This is a genomic window from Georgenia wutianyii (genome assembly GCF_006349365.1).
GTDB classification, from domain to species: Bacteria; Actinomycetota; Actinomycetes; order Actinomycetales; family Actinomycetaceae; genus Oceanitalea; species Oceanitalea wutianyii.
In genome coordinates this window covers 1,786,204-1,809,948 of record NZ_CP040899.1, presented here as the reverse complement: position 1 = coordinate 1,809,948, position 23,745 = coordinate 1,786,204, and the positions used below count along the sequence as shown (strand labels likewise).

General features: G+C 71.3%; 19 protein-coding genes and 1 tRNA gene. 13 read left to right on the top strand and 7 right to left on the bottom strand.

The genetic code is table 11. The features are described 5' to 3' along the window. Positions 1 to 24 precede the first annotated feature (24 nt). The 4 genes from FE251_RS08110 to FE251_RS08095 all read right to left on the bottom strand — a co-directional run bounded on the left by FE251_RS08110 (position 25) and on the right by FE251_RS08095 (position 4,392). Entirely contained in the window at positions 25 to 2,031 is a 2,007-nt protein-coding gene (locus tag FE251_RS08110; RefSeq protein ID WP_139948442.1) for a thioredoxin domain-containing protein, read from the bottom strand. 117 nt (positions 2,032 to 2,148) lie between these two features. Next, entirely contained in the window at positions 2,149 to 2,352 is a 204-nt protein-coding gene (locus tag FE251_RS08105; protein ID WP_139072919.1) for a hypothetical protein, read from the bottom strand. 134 nt (positions 2,353 to 2,486) lie between these two features. After that, on the bottom strand, positions 2,487 to 3,176 hold the full coding sequence (locus FE251_RS08100) for a response regulator (protein WP_139072918.1): 690 nt from the start codon (positions 3,174 to 3,176) through the stop codon (positions 2,487 to 2,489). After that, a complete protein-coding gene (locus FE251_RS08095; protein ID WP_168202685.1) occupies positions 3,160 to 4,392 on the bottom strand; it encodes a sensor histidine kinase in 1,233 nt (410 codons plus the stop codon). Before FE251_RS08095 ends, FE251_RS08100 begins: the two co-directional genes overlap by 17 nt. Positions 4,393 to 4,600: 208 nt before the next feature. Between FE251_RS08095 and FE251_RS08090 the strand changes: the two genes are divergently transcribed. Both FE251_RS08090 and FE251_RS08085 read left to right on the top strand, forming a co-directional pair. After that, the gene (locus FE251_RS08090) at positions 4,601 to 5,482 is read left to right on the top strand and encodes a manganese catalase family protein (RefSeq protein ID WP_139948440.1); all 882 of its coding nucleotides are present in this window, start codon (positions 4,601 to 4,603) and stop codon (positions 5,480 to 5,482) included. Positions 5,483 to 5,693: 211 nt separating this feature from the next. After that, positions 5,694 to 6,404: a YoaK family protein gene (locus tag FE251_RS08085; protein ID WP_168202684.1), complete on the top strand. Its 711-nt coding sequence runs from the start codon at positions 5,694 to 5,696 to the stop codon at positions 6,402 to 6,404. 113 nt (positions 6,405 to 6,517) lie between these two features. Here FE251_RS08085 and FE251_RS08080 read toward each other — a convergent pair. Next, positions 6,518 to 6,594, bottom strand: a tRNA-Leu gene (locus tag FE251_RS08080). 91 nt (positions 6,595 to 6,685) lie between these two features. Between FE251_RS08080 and FE251_RS08075 the strand changes: the two genes are divergently transcribed. Next, a complete protein-coding gene (locus tag FE251_RS08075; RefSeq protein ID WP_230976615.1) occupies positions 6,686 to 7,306 on the top strand; it encodes an ANTAR domain-containing response regulator in 621 nt (206 codons plus the stop codon). Positions 7,307 to 7,318: 12 nt separating this feature from the next. Here FE251_RS08075 and FE251_RS08070 read toward each other — a convergent pair whose 3' ends face one another. Beyond that, positions 7,319 to 7,735, bottom strand: coding sequence for a hotdog fold thioesterase (locus FE251_RS08070; RefSeq protein WP_139948438.1), 417 nt, complete (start codon positions 7,733 to 7,735; stop codon positions 7,319 to 7,321). 69 nt (positions 7,736 to 7,804) lie between these two features. On the opposite strand from FE251_RS08070, the gene polA reads away from it, so the two are divergent. The 9 genes from polA (at position 7,805) to FE251_RS08025 (ending at position 20,122) form a co-directional block, all read left to right on the top strand. Next, positions 7,805 to 10,483 carry a DNA polymerase I gene (polA, locus tag FE251_RS08065; protein WP_139948437.1) on the top strand — a complete coding sequence of 893 codons (2,679 nt, stop codon included), beginning with the start codon at positions 7,805 to 7,807 and terminating at the stop codon, positions 10,481 to 10,483. Between the two features lie 303 nt (positions 10,484 to 10,786). Then, positions 10,787 to 11,581, top strand: coding sequence for a class I SAM-dependent methyltransferase (locus FE251_RS08060; protein ID WP_139948436.1), 795 nt, complete (start codon positions 10,787 to 10,789; stop codon positions 11,579 to 11,581). A 272-nt stretch (positions 11,582 to 11,853) separates the two neighbouring features. Then, positions 11,854 to 12,879, top strand: coding sequence for a 6-phosphofructokinase (locus tag FE251_RS08055; protein WP_139948435.1), 1,026 nt, complete (start codon positions 11,854 to 11,856; stop codon positions 12,877 to 12,879). 177 nt (positions 12,880 to 13,056) lie between these two features. Continuing rightward, positions 13,057 to 14,544: a 30S ribosomal protein S1 gene (gene rpsA / locus FE251_RS08050; RefSeq protein ID WP_139072909.1), complete on the top strand. Its 1,488-nt coding sequence runs from the start codon at positions 13,057 to 13,059 to the stop codon at positions 14,542 to 14,544. 118 nt (positions 14,545 to 14,662) lie between these two features. Continuing rightward, positions 14,663 to 15,490, top strand: a complete 828-nt coding sequence (locus FE251_RS08045; protein WP_139948434.1) for a siderophore-interacting protein — start codon at positions 14,663 to 14,665, stop codon at positions 15,488 to 15,490. Beyond that, the gene (locus FE251_RS08040) at positions 15,487 to 16,101 is read left to right on the top strand and encodes a pyroglutamyl-peptidase I family protein (RefSeq protein WP_139948433.1); all 615 of its coding nucleotides are present in this window, start codon (positions 15,487 to 15,489) and stop codon (positions 16,099 to 16,101) included. Before FE251_RS08045 ends, FE251_RS08040 begins: the two co-directional genes overlap by 4 nt. A 10-nt stretch (positions 16,102 to 16,111) precedes the next feature. Continuing rightward, a complete protein-coding gene (coaE, locus tag FE251_RS08035) occupies positions 16,112 to 16,702 on the top strand; it encodes a dephospho-CoA kinase (RefSeq protein WP_139948432.1) in 591 nt (196 codons plus the stop codon). A gap of 91 nt (positions 16,703 to 16,793) precedes the next feature. After that, positions 16,794 to 18,887, top strand: coding sequence for an excinuclease ABC subunit UvrB (gene uvrB, locus FE251_RS08030; RefSeq protein ID WP_139072905.1), 2,094 nt, complete (start codon positions 16,794 to 16,796; stop codon positions 18,885 to 18,887). Between the two features lie 227 nt (positions 18,888 to 19,114). Next, positions 19,115 to 20,122, top strand: coding sequence for a TerC family protein (locus FE251_RS08025; protein WP_139072904.1), 1,008 nt, complete (start codon positions 19,115 to 19,117; stop codon positions 20,120 to 20,122). Positions 20,123 to 20,140: 18 nt separating this feature from the next. Here FE251_RS08025 and FE251_RS08020 read toward each other — a convergent pair whose 3' ends face one another. Next, a complete protein-coding gene (locus FE251_RS08020; RefSeq protein ID WP_139948431.1) occupies positions 20,141 to 20,773 on the bottom strand; it encodes an MBL fold metallo-hydrolase in 633 nt (210 codons plus the stop codon). Between the two features lie 79 nt (positions 20,774 to 20,852). Here FE251_RS08020 and uvrA point away from each other — a divergent pair, with 79 nt between their 5' ends. Next, on the top strand, positions 20,853 to 23,726 hold the full coding sequence (gene uvrA, locus FE251_RS08015) for an excinuclease ABC subunit UvrA (RefSeq protein WP_179954745.1): 2,874 nt from the start codon (positions 20,853 to 20,855) through the stop codon (positions 23,724 to 23,726). Positions 23,727 to 23,745 lie beyond the last annotated feature (19 nt).

Below are 23,745 nucleotides of genomic sequence, written 5' to 3'. Positions count from 1 at the left end.
CGGCCGGCGTCCGTCTTCCCGGCCTCAGCCGCGCAGCTGGTCGGCGAGGACGGCGGGGTCGGTCGTCGGCAGGTCGCACACGAAGCCGCGGCAGGCGTAGGCCGTCGGCAGGCCGTCACGTTCGGTACGTCCCTCGAGCAGCTGCGGGGGAGCGCCGCGGCCCACCGCGAGCACGAGGCCGGGCGCGCTCGAGCGCCGGGCGACGGACGCCAGCGCGCCGGTACGGGGGTCCTCGCGGTCCCCGACGACGGCGACCTGTCGCGGTCCGTCGAGCGCGGCCTCCGCGGTGGCCAGCGCCCAGCCCGCGGCCCGGGGGTAGCGCACGGCGATGACGGCCACCCGTCCCAGCGCCGCCTCGGCCTCCTCGCGGGCCGCGGTGTCACCGGTGAGCGCGCTCCAGGTGAGGAGCGCGCCCGCGGCGACGGCATGCCCCGAGGGCGTCGGTCCGTCGGCCGGATCGGCCGGGCGGCCGAGCCGCGCGACGGCGGGGTCGGTGGCGTCGTCGGCGGTGTCGAAGACGGTGCCGTCGGTGCCCGCGAACCGGCTGCGCACGGTGTCGAGCAGCCGTCCTGCGGCTGCGAGGAGGGCGGCGTCGCCCGTGACCTGGTGGAGCGTGAGCAGGCCCTCGGCCAGGGCGGCGTAGTCCTCGAGGACGGCCGGACTCGTGCCGGCGGCCCCGTCGCGTGACGTCCGCACCAGGCGACCGTCCCGCTCCTGCACGCGGAGGACGAGGGAGGCAGCCTCCTCCGCCGCGTGCACCCACTCCGGCCGCTCGAGGAGGGCTCCCGCCTCGGCCAGCGCGGTGACGGCGTACCCGTTCCACGCGGCGACGACCTTGTCGTCGCGAGCGGGCCGCGGCCGGGCCTCGCGGACTGCGTGCAGGGCGGCGCGGACGCGCTCGTAGCGCGCGGGGTCCGTCGGGTCGGAGGGGAGCTGGAGGACCGAGGCGCCCTCCTCGAAGGTGCCGTCGGGGGTGACCCCCCAGACCTCCGCCGCCCACGCGCCGTCCTCCTCCCCGAGCGCCTCGTGCAGCTGCTCCGGGGTCCATACGGAGAAGGCGCCCTCTCCGCCGGGGGAGTCGGCGTCGAGCGAGGAGGCGAACCCGCCCTCCGGGGTGCGCAGCTCGGCGAGCATCCAGCCGGCGGTCTCCTCGGCCACGCGGCGGGCGAGCGGGGATCCGGTCTGCCGCCACCAGTGGGTGTAGACGCGGAGCAGCAGAGCGTTGTCGTAGAGCATCTTCTCGAAGTGCGGCACCGTCCACGTCTCGTCGACGCTGTACCGGGCGAACCCGCCGGCGAGCTGGTCGTAGATGCCGCCGCGGGCCATCGCGGTGAGCGTCCCCTCGGCCATCTCCAGCGCCCGGGTGTCGCCCGTCCGTGCGGCGCGGCGCAGGAGCCACTCGCAGACCATCGAGGGCGGAAACTTCGGCGCCCCGCCGAACCCTCCGTGGCGCGCGTCGTAGCTCGCCGCGAGGGTGTCCAGCGCGCGGGAGAGGACGTCCTCGTCCAGCGGTGCGGGTGGGGCCGGGGCGGCGACCTGCGCGAGGTGGGCGCGGACCCGCTCACCGGTGCGCTCGAGGTCGGCGCGCTGCTCGCGCCACGCCCGCGACACCGCCTCGAGGACCTGCGGGAAGGACGGCGTGCCGAAGCGGGGGACCGGCGGGAAGTAGGTGCCGCAGAGGAACGGGGTGCCCTCCGGCGTCGTGAAGACCGTCATGGGCCAGCCACCCCGGCCGGTCATCGCCTGTGTCGCCGCCATGTAGACCGCGTCGACGTCCGGCCGCTCCTCGCGGTCCACCTTGACATTGACGAACCCGGTGTTCATCAGCTCCGCCGTCGCCTCGTCCGCGAAGGACTCGTGGGCCATGACGTGGCACCAGTGGCACGCTGCGTAGCCCACCGACACGAGGAGGGGGACGTCCCTGCGCCGCGCCTCGGCGAAGGCGTCCTCGCCCCACTCGTACCAGTCCACCGGGTTGTCCCCGTGCTGCTGGAGGTAGGGGCTCTGGGCGCGGGTGAGTCGGTTGGCCATGCCACCCACGCTAGGTGCGCCCAGCGGTCACCGCGCGGCATCGTCGTTCATGTGCCGGCTGGGGACGCAACAGGGCGAGGGCCGTTGCCGACCCTCGCCCTGGAGAAGCTCAACAGCTCAGACGCGACACCAGTACCACCAGCCGACGACCTGGCAGAAGGAGAGGTTGGGGCTCACCTCGCTGCCGCCGGGCTCGAGACCCGGGGCGGTCACGGGGGCGCCGGGCAGCTCGAGGCTGTCCGGCGCAGCGGTGGCGGGCGCCATGGAGAGCCCGATGACGGCGACAGCGACGGCGGTCGCCCGGACCAGGGTGCGCTTCATCTTTGCCTCATTCTCGTGGTGGTGGAGGGGACATGGAGGTCAATCGTCATGTTCGCGTCCACCCCGGGCGGAGTGCATCCTACGAAAGGAGGAGAGGCACCCTCCGGCAGCATGATTTCTGCAGGTGCAGCAAATCAGCGCACGAGGCGCCGTTCGTAGGCGTGGACGACGATCTCGAGGCGCGAGCCGACCCCCATCTTTCGCATGATCGAGGAGACGTGGGTCTTCACGGTGGTCTCGGCCACGAACAGCTCCTCGGCGATCTGGCCGTTGGACCGTCCGCGGCAGAGCAGCTCGAGGACCTCCTGCTCCCTGCCGGAGAGGCCGATGTCGGAGGCGTCGGCCGTGCTCGGGGACCGCAGGAGGTAGTTGTCGATGAGGCGATCGGTCGGACCCGGGGAGACGACGCGGTTGCCGCTGTGCGCCCGGCGGATCGACTGGACGAGGTCCTGGGGGCTCGTGTTCTTCAGGAGGAAGCCCGCCGCGCCGGCGTCGAGCGCCTCGAGGAGGAACTCGTCCTCGTCGAACGTGGTGAGCAGGACGATGCGCAGCTCCGGGAACTCCTTGCGCAGCTGCTGGGTGGCCTCGATGCCCGTCATCGTCGGCATCTGGATGTCCATGATGACGAGGTCCGGCGTGTGCTGCCGGACGAGGTCGCGCACCTTGTGGCCGTCGTCGCCCGTCCCGACGACCTCGACGTCGTCGGCGGTCGCGACGTAGCTCTGGAGCGTGGCGAGGACCATCGGGTCGTCATCGACGAGCAGCACCCGGATGGTGGGTGTCGTCCCGGTCTGGCGGTCGGTTCCCTCAGTGCTGTGCTGCACGCTCTACCTGTCCTTCGCTAGCGGAACTGATCGTCGGGATCAGGGCCTGGATGATCCACCTGCCATCATGATGTCGTACCGCGAGGCTCCCGCCGACAGCCTCCACCCGTTCACGGGCGCCGATGAGGCCGACCCCGGAGCTCAGGGCTGTGTCGACGCGGCCGCCCTCCCGCACGTCGTTGATGAAGAGGGCGCGGGTCTCGGTGTCCGTGCGCTCGACCATGACGGTGCACGGGGAGCCGGGCTCGGCGTACTTGACCATGTTCGCCGTGCACTCCTGGATGACGCGCACGAGCGCGGTACGGACCGACAGGGGCATGGGCAGGTCGATCTGGTCCTCGAGGTGCACGCGCAGCTCGTGGCCCATCCGCCCGAGCGTCTGTCGGGCGTCCTCCAGGGCGCGCTGCACCGTCGACGTCGATGCGAGCACGGTTGGGATGGCGTCGGGCGTGCGGGTCTGGAGGGTGTCCTCGGACCGCAGGATCTTGAGCACGCCGCGCATGCTCACGACCGACTGGCGGCCTGCGGCGATCGCGTGGTCGATCTCCTCGAGCGCCTTCGGCGTCCCGAGGCCGACGAGCTTGGCGCGCTCGAGCGCCATGATCATCGCGGTGATGTCGTGGATGGACGTGTCGTGCAGCTCGCGGGCGAGATCGCGGCGCTGGCGGCCGAGCTGGGCCTGGGAAGCCAGCCGGATCTCCTCGACGGAGCTTCGCCAGAAGCGCACTCCCTCCCCGAGCAGGCAGGGGATGAGGAAGACGGTGAGCCAGGTGGCGAGGTCCGCGAGCGGCTGCTCGGTGCGTTGGAGCGAGGTGAGCGCGCCGACCATGAGGAGGGCGTAGGCGTAGCCGAACTGCCGTACCTGCGTGGCGACGAGCAATCCTGTCATGAGCAGGGGCACGACGATCATCAGGGAGACGGGGTCGACGCTGACCCACATCTCCACGACGAGGAAGGGGATCGAGACGGCCGCTGAGGCGAGGGGCCAGCGTGGCATCCCGACGAGGGTGAGGACCGCGGCCGCTCGCACGACGGTCTGCAGTGGCGTGAGGCCCTGGATGTGGCTGAGGTAGACCTCCCACCCCAGCAGCGCGAGGGCGAGGATGTAGAGCACGATCCGGGCGCGCTCGGCCCACCGCGTCTGTGAGCCCGACTCTCCCCCGAGCCGGACGGCGGCGCGAGCGGTTCGCGTCCGCAGCCGGTGCAAGAGCTCCATCCTCCGAATGCTTCCACAGCGGGGCGACCCGGGGGGAGACTCCGCCGCAGACGTTGGGAGCGCGCGCCCGGGGCGCGCGCTCCCAGCTCCCCGGTGGCACTCGGCCGCTCGCCGTGCGCCCTGCACCCTCCCGCGCAACACTCGCAGTCCGGAGTGACCCGGATCACATCGAGCAGTGAGCACCGGGTCCAGGACACGGAGGGGAAACATGTACTTCCACAAGCAAGAGCTCCAGTTCAAGTCCACACCCGACAAGCCGGACGCCGTCTACGCCCGCAAGCTCCAGGAGGTGCTGGGCGGGCAGTACGGCGAGATCAGCGTCGCTATGCAGTACGCCTTCCAGGGGTGGAACATGCACCTGCCTGGCAAGTACCGGGACCTCGTCTTCGGCATCGGGGCCGAGGAGTTCGGTCACGTCGAGATGCTCGCGACGATGATCGCGCAGCTCCTCGAGAAGGCCCCGCTCGGTATCACCGAGGACGCCGTCCAGGACGACCCGACCGTCGCCGCCGTCGTCGGGGGCATGGACGTCCAGCACGCCATCGTCGCCGGGGCCGGCGCCCGTCCGGTGGACTCCAACGGCAACCCCTGGCAGGGGTCCTTCATCACCGCGAGCGGCAACCTCTACGCGGACTTCATCGCCAACGCGAACGCCGAGATGCAGGGCCGGGTCCAGGTGGCCCGGCTGTACCACATGACGGACGACGCGGGCGTGCGGGACCTGCTCGCCTTCCTCCTCGCCCGCGACACGATGCACCAGAACCAGTGGCTGCGGGCTGTCGAGGAGCTCAAGGCGGACGGGCTGGAGTCGCTCCCGGTGCCGAGCAACTTCCCGCAGAAGAAGGAGCACACCGAGGTCTCCTACCAGTACCTCAACTTCTCCGACGGGCAGCAGGCCAAGGACGGCGGGTGGGCCTCGGGGCCGTCGGTCGACGGCAAGGGCGAGCACACCTACCACGAGGGCCCGACGACGTCGGCACCCATGCCGCCGCCCACCCGGCCCGACGCCCGCTACTACGGCACCACCGACCTGCCGAACACCGTCGAGAAGATCGCCGGCACCGTGCAGGACAAGCTCCACAGGGAGTGACGTCCCGCGCGCACCTCACCCTGGGACACCCCTGGGAGCCGTGGGACGCCCCCTACGCGGGCTGCTGACACCGCACAGGGGCGTCCCAGAGGAGTGACGGCGACCCCCGCCCGCGGCAGCGGCGACCCATCGCAGGTGGCCGGGCGCCGTAGCGGCTAGCGTCCGTCGGGTGGGAGGCAGCGGGGGGAGCGGGTCCCACCGGGAGCAACCGGTGGCGGAGTCCACCCGCGCCCTCGTCGTCACCGGGCTCCTGCTGCTCACCTGCGCCTCGGGCGTGGTCGACGCCCTCTGCTACTTCAGCCTCGACCAGGTGTTCGCCGGCAACATGACCGGCAACGTCCTGTTCCTCGGGTTCGCCCTCGTCGGCGAGGCGGGCAACCCGGTGAACAACGGCATCGCGGTCCTCGGGTTCCTCGTGGGTGCGACGGCGGCCGGGCGGCTCGTGCCCCACGGGCGCCGGGACGTCGTGCCCACGTCGACGCTGTGGACGCTCGCCGGCGGCACCACGTTCGCCGCGCTGCTCTGCGGCGCGTGGGTCCTGGCGGGCGACCTCGGCACCGGGGGCACGCTTGCCGTCAGCGCCCTGCTCTCGGTCGTCATGGGGTCCCAGCTCAACGCGGTCAAGCCGATCGGCAACGCGAACATCACGACGGTCGTCGTCACCGGCACCCTGGGCAACCTCGCGCGCGACAGCCGCCTCGCGGGCGCCCCACCCGACGTCCACTCGAACTGGGTCGACCGGTCGCTCGCCGTCGTCGCCCTCGCGCTGGGTGCGGCTGCCGGTGCCGCCCTCGACCGACGGGTCTCGCCCGCCGCCGCGCTCGGACTCGCCGTCGTCCTCATGCTCGCGGGCGCCGCGGTGCTGCTCGTCGTCCGCCGCAGGCAGCTCACGGCGCGACGCGCGGCGCTGCAGGCCGGGTGAGATGTGTGACGTGTCCTGCACCGACCGGCCTCCGCGGGCCGTCCGCGGCCGCCGGGGGAGCGTCGGTCCGGCGGGGTCCCGAGCCGGGCAGTTCCGCGCGGGTCCGCGCAAGGTGGTGCCCCGAGTGGGATTCGAACCCACACTGGATCGGGTTTGAGCCGATTGCCTCTGCCGGTTGGGCTATCGGGGCGCCGTCGAGCGACTGAGGCCGCCCACCGAGTAGGCTAACCGGCGTGACTGAGAACAACGAAGCAGCCGGCGAGGCCGCCACCGCAGATGACATCGTCCTGCCCGTCCGGGAGGACGCGCCCAAGGCTCCCGCGGGCGAGGCGCGTCGCGTCGTCGTCGCGGAGGACGAGACCCTCATCCGCCTCGACATCGTCGAGACGCTCAAGGAGGCCGGTTACGACGTCGTCGGCGAGGCCCCCGACGGTGAGACCGCCGTGCGACTCGTCACCGAGCTCGAGCCCGACGTCGTCGTCATGGACGTCAAGATGCCCGGGATGGACGGCATCTCCGCCGCCGAGAAGATCATGGCCGACCGCACCTGCGCCGTCGTCATGCTCACCGCGTTCTCCCAGACCGAGCTCGTCGAGCGTGCGCGCGACGCCGGTGCGATGGCCTACGTCGTCAAGCCGTTCACGACGGCCGACCTGCTGCCGGCGCTCGAGATCGCCGTCTCCCGCTTCCAGGAGATCAGCTCGCTGGAGTCGGAGATCGCCGACCTCAACGAGCGGTTCGAGACCCGCAAGCGCGTCGACCGCGCCAAGGGCCTGCTCATGACGAAGATGGGCCTCACCGAGCCCGAGGCGTTCCGCTGGATCCAGAAGACGTCGATGGACCGCCGCCTGACCATGCGCGAGGTCGCCGACGCCGTCATCGACCAGGTCGGCAGCAAGTAGCCGACGCGCCGCCTACGGGCGGTCGACGAGCATGCAGGTGAGACGGGCGGTGCACACGCGCCGCCCGTCCTCGTCGTCCACGGCGATCTCGTAGGTCGCCAGCCGGCTCCCCAGGTGCAGTGGAGTGGCGACGGCGGTCACCCAGCCGGACCGCACCGCGCGATGGTGCGTGGCATTGAGCTCGACGCCGACGGCGCCGCGTCCCTGCCCGGCGTGCAGCGTCGCGGCCACGGAGCCGACGGTCTCGGCGAGCGCCGCCGATGCGCCGCCGTGGAGCAGCCCGACGACCTGGGTGTTGCCCTCGACCGGCATGCGCGCCGTGACGTTCTGCGCACTCGCGGTGACGAACTCGATGCCGAGCCGCTCGGTGAGGGTGCCGGGATGGCCGACGGTGGCCTGGAGACGAGCGAGGAGGTCGAGGTCGGTCATGGGCCCAGCCTGCCACGGGCCCGAGCGGCGGTGGCGCGCGGTGTCGGTACGGGCACCTAGGGTTGGGGCGTGAGCACGAGCACCGAGCGACCCCGTCTCCTTCTCATCGACGGCCACTCGATGGCCTACCGCGCGTTCTACGCGTTGCCCGTGGAGAACTTCTCCACGACCACCGGGCAGCCGACCAACGCGGTCTTCGGCTTCACATCGATGCTGATCAACCTCCTCGCGGCGGAGAGCCCCACGCACGTCGCGGTGGCGTTCGACTCGGGCCGCACCACCTTCCGCACCGAGCAGTACAGCGAGTACAAGGCCACCCGGGACCAGACGCCCGAGCCGTTCAAGGGGCAGGTCGACCTCATCGTCGAGGTGCTCGACGCGATGGGCATCCCCTCCCTCAAGAAGGAGAACATCGAGGCGGACGACATCCTCGCGACGCTCGCCACGCAGGGCGCCGCCGACGGGCTCGACGTCCTCGTCTGCTCGGGCGACCGCGACACCTTCCAGCTCGTGCGCGAGGACGTCACGGTCCTCTACCCGGTCCGTGGCGTCTCCACGCTCACGCGGATGACCCCCGATGCCGTCGTCGAGAAGTACGGGGTCCCGCCCGAGCGTTACCCCGACGTCGCCGCGCTCGTCGGTGAGACCAGCGACAACCTCCCCGGCGTGCCGGGCGTCGGGCCGAAGACCGCCGCGAAGTGGGTCGTCGCCTACGACGGCCTCGACAACGTCCTCGCCCGCGCTGGGGAGATCAAGGGCAAGGCCGGGGAGTCGCTGCGCGCCAACCTCGAGCAGGTCGCGCTCAACCGCCAGATCAACCGCCTCCTCACCGACGTCGAGCTGCCGGTCAAGGTCGACGACCTCGCGCGCCGACCCATCCATCGCGAGTCGGTGCACGAGGTGTTCGACGCCCTCGAGTTCGCCGTGCTGCGCGAGCGGCTCTTCGCCAGCCTCCCGGCCGAGACCCCGCCCGCCCCGGAGCAGGGCGTCGAGCTCACCGTCGAGACCCCCGCACGGGGTGAGCTGGCCGGCTGGCTCGAGCCGCGCCGCGCTGCGCTGCTCGGCGTCGACGTCACCGGCACGGCCGCGCAGGGCACCGGCGACGCGTGGGCGCTGTCCATCGCCGACGACGCCGCGACCGCCGTCACTCTCGACCTCACCGACATCTCGCCGGAGGACGACAAGGCCCTCGCCGACTGGCTCGCCGACGCCTCGGCGCCCAAGGCGCTGCACGACGCCAAGGCTGCCATCCACGCGCTGTCCGGCCGCGGCCTGGAGCTCGCCGGGCTCACGTTCGACACCGCCGTCGCCGCCTACCTGTGCCGGCCCGACAACCGCCGGTACGACCTGTCGGACCTCAGCGTGCGCTACCTCCGCCGCGAGCTCGAGGCCGAGGAGGACGCCACCGGCCAGGGCATGCTCGTGCTCGACGAGGCGAACGCGGGCAAGCAGGCGGCCGTGCGTGCCGTCGCCGTTCGCGACCTCGTCGACGTCCTCCAGGGCGAGCTCGAGGACCGTGGGGCGGGGCACCTGCTCGCCGACCTCGAGCTGCCCGTCCTCGAGGTGCTCGCGCGGATGGAGCGCTCCGGCATCGCCGCGGACCTCGGGTACTTCGAGGAGCTCGAGAAGCGCTTCGGCGCGGCCGTGGACGACGCCGCCCAGCAGGCGTACGCCGTCATCGGGCACGAGGTGAACCTCTCCTCCCCGAAGCAGCTCCAGGAGGTGCTGTTCACCGAGCTCGACATGCCGAAGACGAAGAAGACCAAGACCGGCTACACGACCGACGCCGACGCCCTGGCCGACCTCTTCGCCAAGACCGAGCACCCGTTCCTCGCCCACCTGCTCGCCCACCGTGACGCCATCCGGCTGCGGCAGACCGTCGAGGGCCTGCTCCGCTCGGTCGCGCCCGACGGGCGCATCCACACGACGTTCAACCAGACCATCGCGGCGACGGGGCGGCTCAGCTCCACAGACCCGAACCTGCAGAACATCCCGGTGCGGACCGAGGAGGGGCAGCGGATCCGGCGCGGCTTCGTCGTCGGCGAGGGTTACGCGACCCTCCTCACCGCCGACTACTCCCAGATCGAGATGCGCATCATGGCGCACCTGTCGCAGGACCCGGGGCTCATCGCCGCGTTCCGCAGCGGGGAGGACCTCCACTCCTACGTCGGCTCCCGGGTCTTCGAGGTGCCCACCGACCAGGTGACCGGCGCGATGCGGGCGAAGATCAAGGCGATGAGCTACGGCCTGGCCTACGGGCTCTCGGCGTTCGGGCTCTCCCGTCAGCTGCGCATCGAGGTCTCCGAGGCCCGCAACCTCATGGACGACTACTTCGAGAGGTTCGGGGGCGTGCGCGACTACCTGTCCGGCGTCGTGGACGAGGCGCGTCGCACCGGCTACACCGAGACGATCATGGGCCGCCGGCGCTACCTGCCCGACCTCACGAGCGACAACCGCCAACGGCGCGACATGGCCGAGCGGATGGCGCTCAACGCCCCGATCCAGGGCAGCGCGGCGGACATCATCAAGGTGGCGATGGTCCAGGTCGAGCAGGCGCTCACCGAGGCGGGGCTCCGCTCGCGCCTGCTGCTCCAGGTGCACGACGAGCTCGTCCTGGAGGTCGCGGCGGGGGAGGAGGAGACCGTCGAGTCCCTCGTCCGCACGCACATGGCCGGCGCCGCGGACCTCCTCGTCCCGCTCGACGTCTCCGTCGGCCTCGGCCGCTCCTGGCACGACGCCGCCCACTGACCACCCGCCGCCGCCCACACCCGCCCCCATCCACACGGGGGCGGTCTGGGTTCCCCGCGCCGACAGCCGAGTTCCGCGCGAGAGCGGACTTCTGCGCGAGAGCGGACTTCCGCGCGAGAGCCGACTTCCGCGCGAGAGCGGACTTCCGCGCGAGAGCGGACTTCCGCACGACAGCCGAGTTCTGCGCGAGAGCGGACTTCCGCGCGACAGCCGACTTCTGCACGGGATCGCTGTCCCGGTGTGCCCGCGGCTGACGCGAGTCGCCCGGTCGGCGACCTGCGACCGAGGGGAGAGGATGGACCCATGAGTCGCGTGGGGTTCTACGACGTCGATGCTGCAGCGGCGGCGCGGGCGAACGGCAGGTGGTGGAGCGAGAACGCGGGCGAGTACATCGACGAGCACGGGGCGTTCCTCGGGGACGCGGACTTCCGCTGGTGTCCCGAGGGCCTGCGCGAGGAGGACGCGCGGCTCCTCGGCGACGTCGAGGGCCTGCGCGTGCTCGAGGTCGGCGCGGGCGCTGGGCAGTGCTCACGTTGGCTGGCGGGGCGCGGCGCTGATGTCCTCGCCACGGACATCGCGCCCGGGATGGTGGCACAGTCGGCCGAGCTGGACCGGCGCACCGGCCGGCGAGTGCCCGCCGTCGTGGCGGACGCCCGGGCCCTCCCGCTCGCCGACGACTCCTTCGACGTCGCCTTCACGGCGTTCGGCGCGATTCCCTTCGTGCCTGACGCCCAGCGGGTGCACGCCGAGGTTGCCCGGGTCCTGCGGCCCGGCGGGCGCTGGGTCTTCGCCGTCGTCCACCCCGTGCGGTGGATCTTCCCCGACGATCCGTCCCCCGAGGGGATGCGGGTCCTGCGCTCGTACTTCGACCGCACGCCCTACGTCGAGACCGACGACGCCGGCGCACCGCTGTACGCGGAGTACCACCGCACGTTCGGAGACCACGTCCGCGAGGTGGCGGCGGCCGGCCTGGTGATCGACGACGTCGTCGAGCCGGAGTGGCAGGAGGGGAACCTCCAGGTCTGGGGCGGGTGGGGACCTCACCGCGGCCGGTACGTGCCCGGCACCGCCATCTTCGTCACGCACCTTCCCCGCTGACGGCGCGTCGCGGGAGCCTCGACGTCCAGAAGTCGGCTCTCGCGCAGAAGTCGCTGTCGCGAGCAACTCGGCTCTCGCGCAGAAGTCGGCTCTCGCGCAGAAGTCGGCTGTCGCGAGCAACTCGGCTCTCGCGCAGAAGTCGGCTGTCGCGGGTGAAGGGGGACGGGGAGAAGCGGTCTGGGACCTCGGGTGGGTGAGGTGTGTGATGTGCATGGATAGTGTTGTCGTCGGAATCACACTCGTCCTTTCCCCACAGACCCAGGGAGTACCTCGTGCGAATCGGCCTCCTCACCGGCGGCGGCGACTGCTCCGGACTCAACGCCGCCATCCGTGCCGTCGTCAAGCACGGCATCGGTGAGTACGGGCACTCCATCATCGGGTTCCGCAACGGCTGGAAGGGCGTGGCCGAGGGGGACGTCCGTCCGCTGACCCGCAGCGACATCCGCGGGGTCCTCGACACCGGCGGCACCCTGCTCGGGACGGCCCGCTACCACCCGCACAGCGCCGACGGCGGCCTCGACGCCGTCCGCAGCACGCTGGAGAACGAGCGGATCGAGGCCCTCATCTGCATCGGTGGGGACGGCACGCTCCACGCGGCGAGCAAGGTCGCCGAGACGGGCGTGAAGATCGTCGCGATCCCGAAGACCATCGACAACGACGTGGCCGGGACCGACCGCTCGATCGGCTTCGACACGGCGGTCCACGTCGCCACGGACGCGATCGACCGCATCCACACGACGGCGGAGAGCCACAACCGGGTCATGGTCGTCGAGGTCATGGGCCGGTCCGCGGGCTGGATCGCCGTCCAGGCCGGTATCGCCGGTGGCGCGGAGTTGGTCCTCACCCCGGAGGCGCCCTTCGACATCGACAGGATCGCCCGCTACCTCCGGCACCGGCACCGTGCCCACGCGTCGTTCTCCATCGTCGTGGTCGCCGAGGGCGCCGTGCCGGCGGAGGGCACCTCGATGGAGTGGCAGACGAAGTACGGCAGGTTCGGCGAGATCGTCTCCGGGGCCATCAGCGAGCGCGTCGCCGCGGAGATCCAGGAGCGCACCGGGTTCGACACGCGAGTGACGGTCCTCGGGCACGTCCAGCGCGGCGGCACGCCGCTGCCCTCGGACCGCATCCTCGGCTCGCGCTTCGGCGTGGCCGCCGTCGACGCGCTCCAGCAGGGCCGCACCTCGGTGATGACGGCACTGCGAGGGGAGGAGGTCATCCTGGTCCCGCTCGAGGAGGTCGCCGGCAAGGCCAAGCCCGTCCCGCCCGAGCTCATCAGGACGGCCAACGCGCTTTCCTGACGGGGGAGTGGCGTGCTTGTCCCCACGGTCGACGATGGTTAGAATATTTGCCGGTGACGTGTGCTCGCGGCCGGCGACACTCTGGTGGATCAGCTCCGCCAGGCCTGTGGGTCGCGGTGCGCGTACCGACAACCAGTATCCGCACTATTCCCTGTCCGCATCGGAGTCCGTAACTCAATGACCATCACCACGCCCACTCAGCCGACTGCCCCGCAGGTCGCCATCAACGACATCGGGTCGGCCGAGGAGCTCCTCGCCGCTATCGACGAGACCATCAAGTACTTCAACGATGGTGACATCGTCGAGGGCACCGTCGTCAAGGTCGACCGGGACGAGGTTCTCCTCGACATCGGTTACAAGACCGAGGGCGTCATCCTCTCCCGCGAGCTGTCGATCAAGCACGACGTCGACCCCGACGAGGTCGTCTCCGTCGGTGACAAGATCGAGGCCCTGGTCCTCCAGAAGGAGGACAAGGAGGGTCGCCTGCTCCTGTCCAAGAAGCGCGCGCAGTACGAGCGGGCCTGGGGCACCATCGAGAAGATCAAGGAGGAGGACGGCGTCGTCACCGGCACCGTCATCGAGGTCGTCAAGGGCGGCCTCATCCTCGACATCGGACTCCGCGGCTTCCTGCCGGCCTCCCTGGTGGAGATGCGTCGCGTCCGCGACCTCCAGCCGTACGTGGGCAAGGAGCTCGAGGCCAAGATCATCGAGCTCGACAAGAACCGCAACAACGTCGTGCTCTCGCGCCGCGCCTGGCTCGAGCAGACGCAGTCCGAGGTCCGCTCGACCTTCCTGCAGACCCTGCAGAAGGGCCAGGTCCGCCAGGGCGTCGTCTCCTCGATCGTCAACTTCGGTGCGTTCGTGGACCTCGGCGGCGTCGACGGTCTCGTCCACGTCTCCGAGCTGTCCTGGAAGCACATCGACCACCCGAGCGAGATCGTCGAGGTCGGCCAGGAGGTCACCGTCGAGGTTCTCGACGTCGACATGGACCGCGAGCGCGTCTCCCTGTCGCTCAAGGCGACGCAGGAGGACCCGTGGCAGGCCTTCGCCCGCACGCACGCCATCGGTCAGGTCGTGCCGGGTAAGGTCACCAAGCTCGTCCCCTTCGGTGCGTTCGTCCGCGTCGAGGACGGCATCGAGGGCCTCGTCCACATCTCCGAGCTGGCCGTGCGCCACGTCGAGGTCCCCGAGCAGGTCGCGAAGGTCGGCGACGAGGTGTTCGTCAAGGTCATCGACATCGACCTCGACCGTCGCCGGATCTCGCTGTCCCTCAAGCAGGCCAACGAGGGCGTCGACCCGAGCAGCGACGACTTCGACCCGTCGCTCTACGGCATGGCCGCGGAGTACGACGAGCAGGGCAACTACAAGTACCCCGAGGGCTTCGACCCGGAGACCAACGAGTGGCTCGAGGGTTACGACGCCCAGCGCGAGGCCTGGGAGGCGCAGTACGCCGAGGCCCACGCTCGCTGGGAGGCCCACAAGAAGCAGGTTGCGGCCGCGATGGAGGCCGACGTCGAGGCGTCGACCACCACGAGCAGCAGCACCAGCAGCAGCTCCGGTGGTGGCGCTCCCACCACCTACACCTCGGCCCCGGCCGAGGTGGGCGGCACCCTTGCTTCCGACGAGGCGCTCGCCGCGCTGCGTGAGAAGCTGACCGGCAACTGACCGGCTGAACCACGACGGCGGCCCGTCACCCGAGAGGGTGGCGGGCCGCCGTCGTTGTGTCCCGGCCCGGCTCCGGGGCGCCGGGAGGTCCCTGCCGGCGGCGGGTTAGGCTCGCCTCATGAGTGCCATCGCCTCCACTTTCCGCCAGGAGCGCGTGCGTCACGTCCTGGGCACCCGGACCCTGCGGGTGACCGCGTGGCGCGACCTCACGCCCCGTATGCGCCGGGTGACCCTGGCCGGTCCGCTGGAGGACCTCGTCAGCCCCGGCCCCGGCGACCACGTCAAGGTCTTCTTCCCCGACCCGCTCACCGGGGTGCTCAACGCGCCCCGCGTCGTCGACGGGCAGCTCGTCCGGCCCGCCGGCGAGGTCACCGCCCGCGACTACACCCCGCTCCTGTCCGACAGCGGGGAGCTCGAGCTGGACTTCGTCCTCCACGGCGACGACGGCCCCGCCTCCCGCTGGGCCGCCCGGGTACAGCACGGTGAGGAGCTCGTCGTCGCCGGCCCGCGCGGCTCCCTGCTCCCGCCGCAGGGCCCGGACTGGTACGTCCTCGCGGGCGACGAGACCGCGCTGCCCGCCATCTCCCGCTGGCTGCGGCTGCTCCCGGCCGACGCCGACGTCACGGTCCTCGCGGAGGTCCAGGACGCCGAGGACGAGGCCTACCTCGGTGGGCTCGCCGCCGGCCGCGCGGTCACCTACCTCCGCCGCGGCGACGCCGCGCCGGGGACGACGACGCTGCTCGCGCAGGCCGTGCAGGCACTGCCGCAGCGGCCGGGCGCGGGCTTCTGGTGGCTGGCGGGCGAGGCACAGTCCCTCGTCCCGGCCCGCCGCTACCTGCGTCGTGAGCTCGGGCTCGACCCGTCCGCGGTCGACTGCAGCGGCTACTGGCGGCGCGGCGCTGCGGACCACGACCACCACGCTCCCGTGGACCCGGGGGACCAGTGAGCACCGTCCTCGTCACCGGGTTCGGCCCGTTCGGCGGGCACACCGACAACCCCGCCGCGCGGGCCGTCGAGCTGCTCGCCCGCGAGTGGGCGCCCCCCGCCGGCTCCCGCCTCGTCACCGCGGTGCTCCCCGTCTCCTTCGCCCGCGCCACCGCGCAGCTCCGTGCTCTCGTCGAGGAGCACGCGCCCGCGGTCGTCCTCGGTGTCGGGCTCGCCGCCGGCCGGAGGCGCCTCGGTCTGGAGCGCGTGGCGCTCAACCTCGTCGACGCCCGGATCCCCGACGTCGACGGCGCCCAGCCGGTCGACGTCCCCGTCCTGCCCGGTGAGCCGACGGCACGGCTGACCACCCTCCCGGTGAAGTCCGCCCTCCTCGCGCTCCAGGACGCCGGCCTGCCCGCCGAGCTGTCCCTGTCGGCCGGCACCTACGTGTGCAACGCGGTGATGTTCGCCGGACTCACCTACGCCTCGGACGACGCCGTGGCCGGGTTCCTCCACGTCCCCGACGTCGACGTCCTGCCCGTCGCCGAGACCGCCCGGGCAGTGAGCGTCGTCCTCACCACGGTGCTCGCCTCGACCACCGACGTGGTCGTGCCCGGCGGGCGCGAGCACTAGGGTCGGCGCCGTGACACGCATCGGTCTGACCGGCGGCATCGGGGCCGGCAAGTCCACCGTCGCCCGGGAGCTGGCCCGGCTCGGCGCGCTCGTCGTCGACGCCGACGCCATCGCGCGCGAGGTCGTCGCGCCGGGTACGCCGGGTCTCGCCGCGGTCGTCGCGGAGTTCGGGGACTCCGTCCTCGCACCGGACGGCGCGCTGGACCGGGCAGCGCTCGGCCGGGTCGTGTTCGCCGATCCCGCAGCCCGGGCGCGCCTCGAGGCGATCACCCACCCGCTCATCGGCGCGGAGAGCGCGCGGCGCACGGCGGCCGCGCCCCCGGGAACCGTCGTCGTCCACGACGTCCCGCTCATCGTCGAACGCGGCCTCGCGGCGCAGTACGACCTCGTCGTCGTCGTCGGGGCGGACGAGGAGGTCCGGATCGACCGCCTCGTCAGGGACCGCGGCATGACCCGGGAGGAGGCGCTGGCGAGGGTCCGGGCCCAGGCCACCGACGCCCAGCGGCGGGCGGTCGCCGACGTCTGGCTCGACAACTCCGGCACCCGGGAGGAGCTCCTCGAGAGGGTCCGCGAGCTGTGGCGGGAGCGGCTCGCGCGCTGAACAGGCGGCGGGGCGCGGACATCGACCCGCCACCGTCCGCTCCTCGCGAAGTGGCACCACCGATGTCGGGGGCCCGACGTACCGTGGACGCATGCGCCCTGTCACCGACCTCAAGCGGTCCGTCGCGCCGATCGAGGTGATCTCCGAGTACACCCCGTCGGGCGACCAGCCGACGGCGATCGCCGAGCTCACCGAGCGCCTCAAGGCGGGGGAGAAGGACATCGTCCTCCTCGGTGCCACGGGTACCGGCAAGTCCGCGACGACCGCCTGGCTCATCGAGCAGGTCCAGCGCCCCACCCTCGTCATGGCGCCGAACAAGACGCTCGCCGCGCAGCTCGCGACCGAGTTCCGCGAGCTCCTGCCGAACAACGCCGTCGAGTACTTCGTCTCCTACTACGACTACTACCAGCCCGAGGCGTACGTCCCGAGCACCGACACCTTCATCGAGAAGGACTCCTCGATCAACGACGAGGTCGAGCGGCTGCGCCACTCGGCGACGAACAGCCTGCTCACCCGGCGTGACACCGTCGTCGTCGCCTCCGTCTCGTGCATCTACGGCCTGGGCACGCCCCAGGAGTACGTCGACCGGATGGTGCAGCTCCAGGTGGGCGACGTCCTCGACCGCGACGACCTCCTGCGCCGGTTCGTCCAGATGCAGTACACCCGCAACGACCTCGCCTTCACCCGCGGGACGTTCCGTGTCCGGGGCGACACCGTCGAGATCATCCCGGTGTACGAGGAGCTGGCGATCCGCATCGAGATGTTCGGTGACGAGATCGAGGCGCTGTACACCCTGCACCCGCTCACCGGTGAGGTCGTGCGCCAGGAGCAGGCCGTCCACCTGTTCCCCGCGAGCCACTACGTCGCCGGCCCGGAGCGGATGGAGCGCGCGATCGGCACGATCGAGACCGAGCTCGCCGAGCGGCTCGAGGAGCTCGAGTCGCAGAACAAGCTGCTCGAGGCGCAGCGGCTACGGATGCGCACGACCTACGACATCGAGATGATGCGGCAGATCGGCACCTGCTCGGGCATCGAGAACTACTCGCGGCACATCGACGGCCGTGGGCCGGGCACCCCGCCCCACACGCTGCTCGACTACTTCCCCGAGGACTTCCTCCTCGTCATCGACGAGTCGCACGTCACCGTGCCCCAGATCGGGGCGATGTACGAGGGCGACATGTCCCGCAAGCGCACCCTCGTCGAGCACGGCTTCCGGCTGCCCAGCGCGATGGACAACCGGCCGCTGCGCTGGGAGGAGTTCCTCGAGCGGATTGGGCAGACCGTCTACCTCTCGGCCACCCCGGGCGCCTACGAGCTGTCCCAGTCCGACGGCGTCGTCGAACAGATCATCCGGCCCACCGGCCTCGTCGACCCCAAGGTCGTCGTCAAGCCGACCGAGGGGCAGATCGACGACCTCCTCGGGGAGATCCGCGAGCGGACCGAGCGTGACGAGCGCGTGCTCGTCACCACGCTGACGAAGAAGATGTCCGAGGACCTCACCGACTACCTCCTCGAGCGGGGGGTCAAGGTCCAGTACCTCCACTCCGAGGTCGACACACTTCGCCGGGTCGAGCTGCTCCGCGAGCTGCGGCTCGGCACCGTCGACGTCCTCGTCGGCATCAACCTGCTCCGTGAGGGCCTCGACCTGCCCGAGGTGTCCCTCGTCGCGATCCTCGACGCCGACAAGCAGGGCTTCCTGCGCTCGGCGACCTCGCTCATCCAGACCATCGGACGCGCCGCCCGCAACGTGTCCGGCGAGGTCCACATGTACGCCGACCACGTCACCCCCGCGATGGCCGAGGCGATCGAGGAGACCAGCCGGCGGCGCGCGAAGCAGATCGCGTACAACGAGGAGCACGGGATCGACCCGACGCCGCTGCGCAAGCGGATCGCCGACGTCACCGACATGCTCGCCCGGGAGGCCGTCGACACCGCCGAGCTCCTCGAGGGGGGTTACCGCCGCGCCAACATGGGGCCGGGTGGCAAGGAGCGCAAGGTCGCCGGGTCGGCCGTCCGGGAGCGGCTGGGCACCGCCGCCGCCAGCGATCTCGCCGACCTCATCCACCAGCTCAACGGTCAGATGCTCGCCGCCGCCGAGGAGCTGCAGTTCGAGCTCGCTGCCCGCCTGCGCGACGAGATCCACGACCTCAAGAAGGAGCTGCGGCAGATGCAGGCCGCGAACTGAGGCAGTGTCCCGGGGCCCGGTGATGTCGCTCACCGGGACGGTGCGTGCCCGCTCGCGGGAATTGCCGTAACGTTCTGCGCCGGAGGGGAGTATTCCCCAACGGTGGTGTCGTCAGTACGGCGGGTCAGTGCCCGCTCGGTGCCATCGGCGTACGAGGTGCGGGAGGGTTCGACCGCGGCGGACGCGGAAGAGACCTCCGGTACCTGGCCCTACGTACCGGAGGCACCGTGGAAGTACATGCCCTCGCGTGGATCATCCTCTTCGCAGTCATCATCACGATGATCACCGTCGACATCGTCGGTCACGTGCGCACACCGCACGCGCCCACCCTCAAGGAAGCGGCGTGGTGGTCGGTCGCCTACGTGGCGATGGCACTCGTCTTCGGCGTCATCGTGCTCCTCGTGTGGGGCCCCACGTACGGACTGGAGTACTTCTCCGGTTACGTGACGGAGAAGAGCCTGTCGGTCGACAACCTCTTCGTCTTCGTCATCATCATCGCCGCGTTCCGGGTGCCCCGGAACTACCAGCAGGAGGTCCTGCTGGCGGGCATCGTCATCGCCATCGTGCTGCGCGGTGCGTTCATCGCGGCCGGCTCCGCGGCGATCGACAACTTCTCCTGGGTCTTCTACCTCTTCGGGGCGTTCCTCGTGTGGACGGCCATCTCCCAGGCGCGGCAGGGCGTGGAGACCGGTGACCACGACGACGAGTACCAGGAGACCGCCTTCGTCCGTCTGGTCCGGCGCTTCTTCCCGGTGACCGACGACTACGTCGGCGGCAAGCTCGTGACGAAGCAGAACGGCAAGCGGATGATCACGCCGATGCTGCTCGCCATCGTCGCCATCGGCAGCGCCGACATCCTCTTCGCGGTCGACTCCATCCCGGCGATCTTCGGTCTCACCCAGGAGCCCTACCTCGTCTTCGCGGCGAACGCGTTCTCGCTCCTCGGCCTGCGCCAGCTCTACTTCCTCATCGACGGGCTGCTCGAGAAGCTCGTCTACCTCCACTACGGCCTGGCGGCGATCCTCGGCTTCATCGGCATCAAGCTCGTCATCCACGCGCTGCACACCAACGAGCTCCCGTTCATCAACGGCGGCGAGGAGTGGCACGCGCTGCCCGAGCCGGGCATCGTGGTGTCCCTGCTGTGGATCGTCGGCGTCCTCACCGTCACCGTCCTCGCGAGCATCGCCAAGAACAAGAAGGACGTCCGCGCGGCGGAGGGCAACGCCGACCGCTGACGGCTCGCCCCGGGGTGCTCACCAGCCGCGGGCACGCCACTGCGCGAGCTGGGGACGCTCGGCCCCGAGGGTGGTCGGTTCGCCGTGGCCCGGCCAGACGACCGTGTCGTCCGGGTACACGGCGAACAGCCGCTCCTCGACGTCGTCGAGGAGGCTGGTGAAGGCCTCGGGGCTGGTCGTCCGGCCGACGCCGCCGGGGAACAGGCTGTCGCCGGTGAACAGGTGCACACGCCCGGGGCTCTCCCCGCCCTCGCCCTCGGTGAGGGCGAGGGCGACCGACCCGGGCGTGTGCCCGTGCAGGGCGATGACGTCGAGGACGACCTCCCCGGCGGCGTCCACCGCCAGGCTGTCCCCGTGCTCCAGAGGGACGTCGACCGGCACCGGGAGGTCGGCCGCGTCCGCGGCACCGGCCGCCGTGCGTGCGCCGGTCGCGGCGACGATGGCGGGCAGGGCCCGGTGGTGGTCCCAGTGGCCGTGCGTCGTGACGACGGTGCGCAGCGGCCCGCCGCCGGCGAGGAGGGCGAGGATCGCGTCGGCGTCGTCGGCGGCGTCGATGAGGAGCTGCTCGCCCGACGGGGCGGTGAGCAGGTAGACGTCGTTGTCCATCGGCGAGACGGCGATGTGGTCGAGGCGTGCGGTTCCCAGGTCCATGGCCCGATCCTCCCAGGTGCGCCGCGCCGGTGACGTCGAACACATGTACAGGTCCAGGTGTGCCTCGTATCATCTCCGGGTGAGTGAAAAGCTGGTCGTCCGCGGCGCGCGCGAGCACAACCTCCGTGGCGTCGATCTCGAGCTTCCTCGCGACAGCCTGATCGTGTTCACGGGCCTGTCCGGCTCCGGAAAGTCGTCCCTTGCGTTCGACACGATCTTCGCCGAGGGCCAGCGGCGCTACGTCGAGTCGCTGTCGTCCTACGCACGCCAGTTCCTCGGCCAGATGGACAAGCCGGACGTCGACTTCATCGAGGGCCTGAGCCCGGCGGTCGCGATCGACCAGAAGTCCACCAGCCGCAACCCGCGCTCGACGGTCGGCACGATCACCGAGATCTACGACTACCTCCGCCTCCTCTACGCGCGGGCCGGCACGCAGTACTGCCCGGTGTGCGGCGAGCGGGTGACCGCCCAGACCGCGCAGCAGATCGTCGACCGGCTCCGTGAGATGCCCGAGGGCACCCGGTTCCAGGTCCTCGCCCCCGTGGTCCGCGGCCGCAAGGGCGAGTACAGCGAGCTCTTCCGTGAGCTGCAGTCCACCGGCTTCTCGCGCGCCCGCGTCGACGGGACCGTCGTCTCGCTCGCCGAGCCGCCGACCCTGGAGAAGAAGGTCAAGCACGACATCGACGTCGTCGTCGACCGTCTCGTCGTCCGCGAGAGCATGCGCCAGCGGCTCGCGGACTCCGTCGAGACCGCCCTGCGGCTGGCGGACGGGCTGCTCATCGCCGAGCTCGTCGACCTCCCGGACGACGACCCCGAGCGTGAGCGCCGCTTCTCCGAGAAGCGCGCCTGCCCCAACGACCACCCGCTGCAGCTCGACGAGATCGAGCCGCGCACCTTCTCCTTCAACGCGCCCTACGGCGCCTGCCCCGAGTGCTCCGGCATCGGGTCCCGGCTCGAGGTCGACCCCGAGCTCGTCGTCCCGGACGAGGAGCTCTCCCTCGCCGAGGGCGCGATCCAGCCGTGGGCGCGCGCCTCCTCGGAGTACTTCCTGCGCCTGCTCACGGCGCTGGGGGAGGACCTCGGGTTCTCCGTGGACGTGCCCTGGCGCGCGCTGCCGGCGCGGGCCAAGGAGGCCGTCCTGTACGGCAAGGACTACAAGGTCCACGTGAAGTACCGGAACCGGTGGGGCCGCGACCGCGCCTACACGACCGGCTTCGAGGGCGCCGTCGCGTTCGTCGAGCGCAAGCACGCCGAGACGGAGTCCGAGTCCTCGCGCGAGCGGTACGAGGGCTACATGCGCGAGGTCGCCTGCCCCACCTGCAAGGGCGCCAGGCTCAAGCCCGAGGTGCTCGCCGTCAAGGTCGGCGGCCTGTCGATCGCCGAGCTGTGCGACATGCCGATCGACCAGATCAGCCCCTTCCTCTACGCCCTCGAGCTGGGGGACCGGGAGCAGGCCATCGCCGGGCAGGTGCTCAAGGAGATCCACGCGCGCCTCGGCTTCCTCGTCGACGTCGGGCTCACCTACCTCTCGCTGTCGCGCCCCGCGGGCACGCTGTCCGGCGGAGAGGCGCAGCGCATCCGGCTCGCCACCCAGATCGGCTCGGGCCTCGTCGGCGTCCTGTACGTCCTCGACGAGCCGAGCATCGGTCTGCACCAGCGCGACAACCGCCGGCTCATCGACACGCTCGTGCGCCTGCGCGACCTCGGCAACACGCTCATCGTCGTCGAGCACGACGAGGACACCATCCGCGTGGCCGACTGGGTCGTGGACATCGGTCCGGGCGCCGGCGAGGCGGGCGGCCACATCGTCCACTCCGGGCACTACTCGGGCCTGCTCGAGAACGAGCGCTCCGTCACCGGCGCCTACCTCTCCGGACGACGCTCCATCCCCATGCCCCCGGTGCGCCGACCCGTCGACAAGGGCCGCATGGTCCGCGTCGTCGGCGCGCGGGAGAACAACCTGCGCAACGTCACCGTCGACTTCCCGGTCGGCTGCTTCATCGCGGTCACCGGGGTGTCCGGCTCGGGCAAGTCCAGCCTGGTCAACGGCATCCTCTACACCGTCATGGCCAACGAGCTGAACAACGCCCGCCGGGTGCCCGGCCGGCACAAGCGGGTGACCGGCCTGGAGCACCTCGACAAGGTGGTCCACGTCGACCAGAGCCCGATCGGCCGCACGCCGCGCTCCAACCCGGCGACGTACACCGGCGTGTGGGACCACGTGCGCAAGCTCTTCGCCGAGACGCCCGAGGCGAAGGTCCGCGGCTACGCCCCCGGGCGCTTCTCCTTCAACGTCAAGGGCGGGCGCTGCGAGGCGTGCAAGGGTGACGGCACGCTGAAGATCGAGATGAACTTCCTCCCGGACGTCTACGTCCCGTGCGAGGTCTGCCACGGCGCGCGGTACAACCGCGAGACCCTCGAGGTCCGCTACAAGGGCAAGACCGTCGCCGAGGTCCTCGACATGCCGATCGCCGAGGCCGCGGAGTTCTTCGGCGCCTCGCAGAAGATCTCGCGCTACCTGCGCACGCTCGTGGACGTCGGGCTCGGCTACGTCCGCCTCGGGCAGAGCGGCACGACCCTCTCCGGTGGCGAGGCGCAGCGCGTCAAGCTCGCCTCCGAGCTCCAGCGCCGCACGACGGGCCGGACCGCCTACGTGCTCGACGAGCCGACGACCGGGCTCCACTTCGAGGACATCCGCAAGCTGCTCGAGGTGCTGCAGAACCTCGTCGACAAGGGCAACACGGTCATCGTCATCGAGCACAACCTCGACGTCATCAAGAACGCCGACTGGGTCATCGACATGGGTCCTGAGGGCGGGTCCGGCGGTGGCACGGTCATCGCCGAGGGCACGCCCGAGCACGTCGCCGGCGTCGAGGGCTCGCACACCGGCCGGTTCCTCGCGGACGTGCTCGCCGAGTCCCCGTCCCACCAGCCGCTGGAGCTCGGGGTCTGACCCCGGCGTATCGCGGCGT

Coding starts and splice junctions, on each gene's coding strand:
- FE251_RS08045 (WP_139948434.1), top strand. CDS start 14,663: ATGAGTGCCATCGCCTCCACTTTCCGCCAGGAGCGCGTGCGTCACGTC.
- FE251_RS08105 (WP_139072919.1), bottom strand. CDS start 2,352: ATGAAGCGCACCCTGGTCCGGGCGACCGCCGTCGCTGTCGCCGTCATC.
- FE251_RS08070 (WP_139948438.1), bottom strand. CDS start 7,735: ATGACCGACCTCGACCTCCTCGCTCGTCTCCAGGCCACCGTCGGCCAT.
- uvrB (WP_139072905.1), top strand. CDS start 16,794: ATGCGCCCTGTCACCGACCTCAAGCGGTCCGTCGCGCCGATCGAGGTG.
- FE251_RS08110 (WP_139948442.1), bottom strand. CDS start 2,031: ATGGCCAACCGACTCACCCGCGCCCAGAGCCCCTACCTCCAGCAGCAC.
- FE251_RS08060 (WP_139948436.1), top strand. CDS start 10,787: ATGAGTCGCGTGGGGTTCTACGACGTCGATGCTGCAGCGGCGGCGCGG.
- FE251_RS08090 (WP_139948440.1), top strand. CDS start 4,601: ATGTACTTCCACAAGCAAGAGCTCCAGTTCAAGTCCACACCCGACAAG.
- FE251_RS08020 (WP_139948431.1), bottom strand. CDS start 20,773: ATGGACCTGGGAACCGCACGCCTCGACCACATCGCCGTCTCGCCGATG.
- rpsA (WP_139072909.1), top strand. CDS start 13,057: ATGACCATCACCACGCCCACTCAGCCGACTGCCCCGCAGGTCGCCATC.
- FE251_RS08095 (WP_168202685.1), bottom strand. CDS start 4,392: ATGGAGCTCTTGCACCGGCTGCGGACGCGAACCGCTCGCGCCGCCGTC.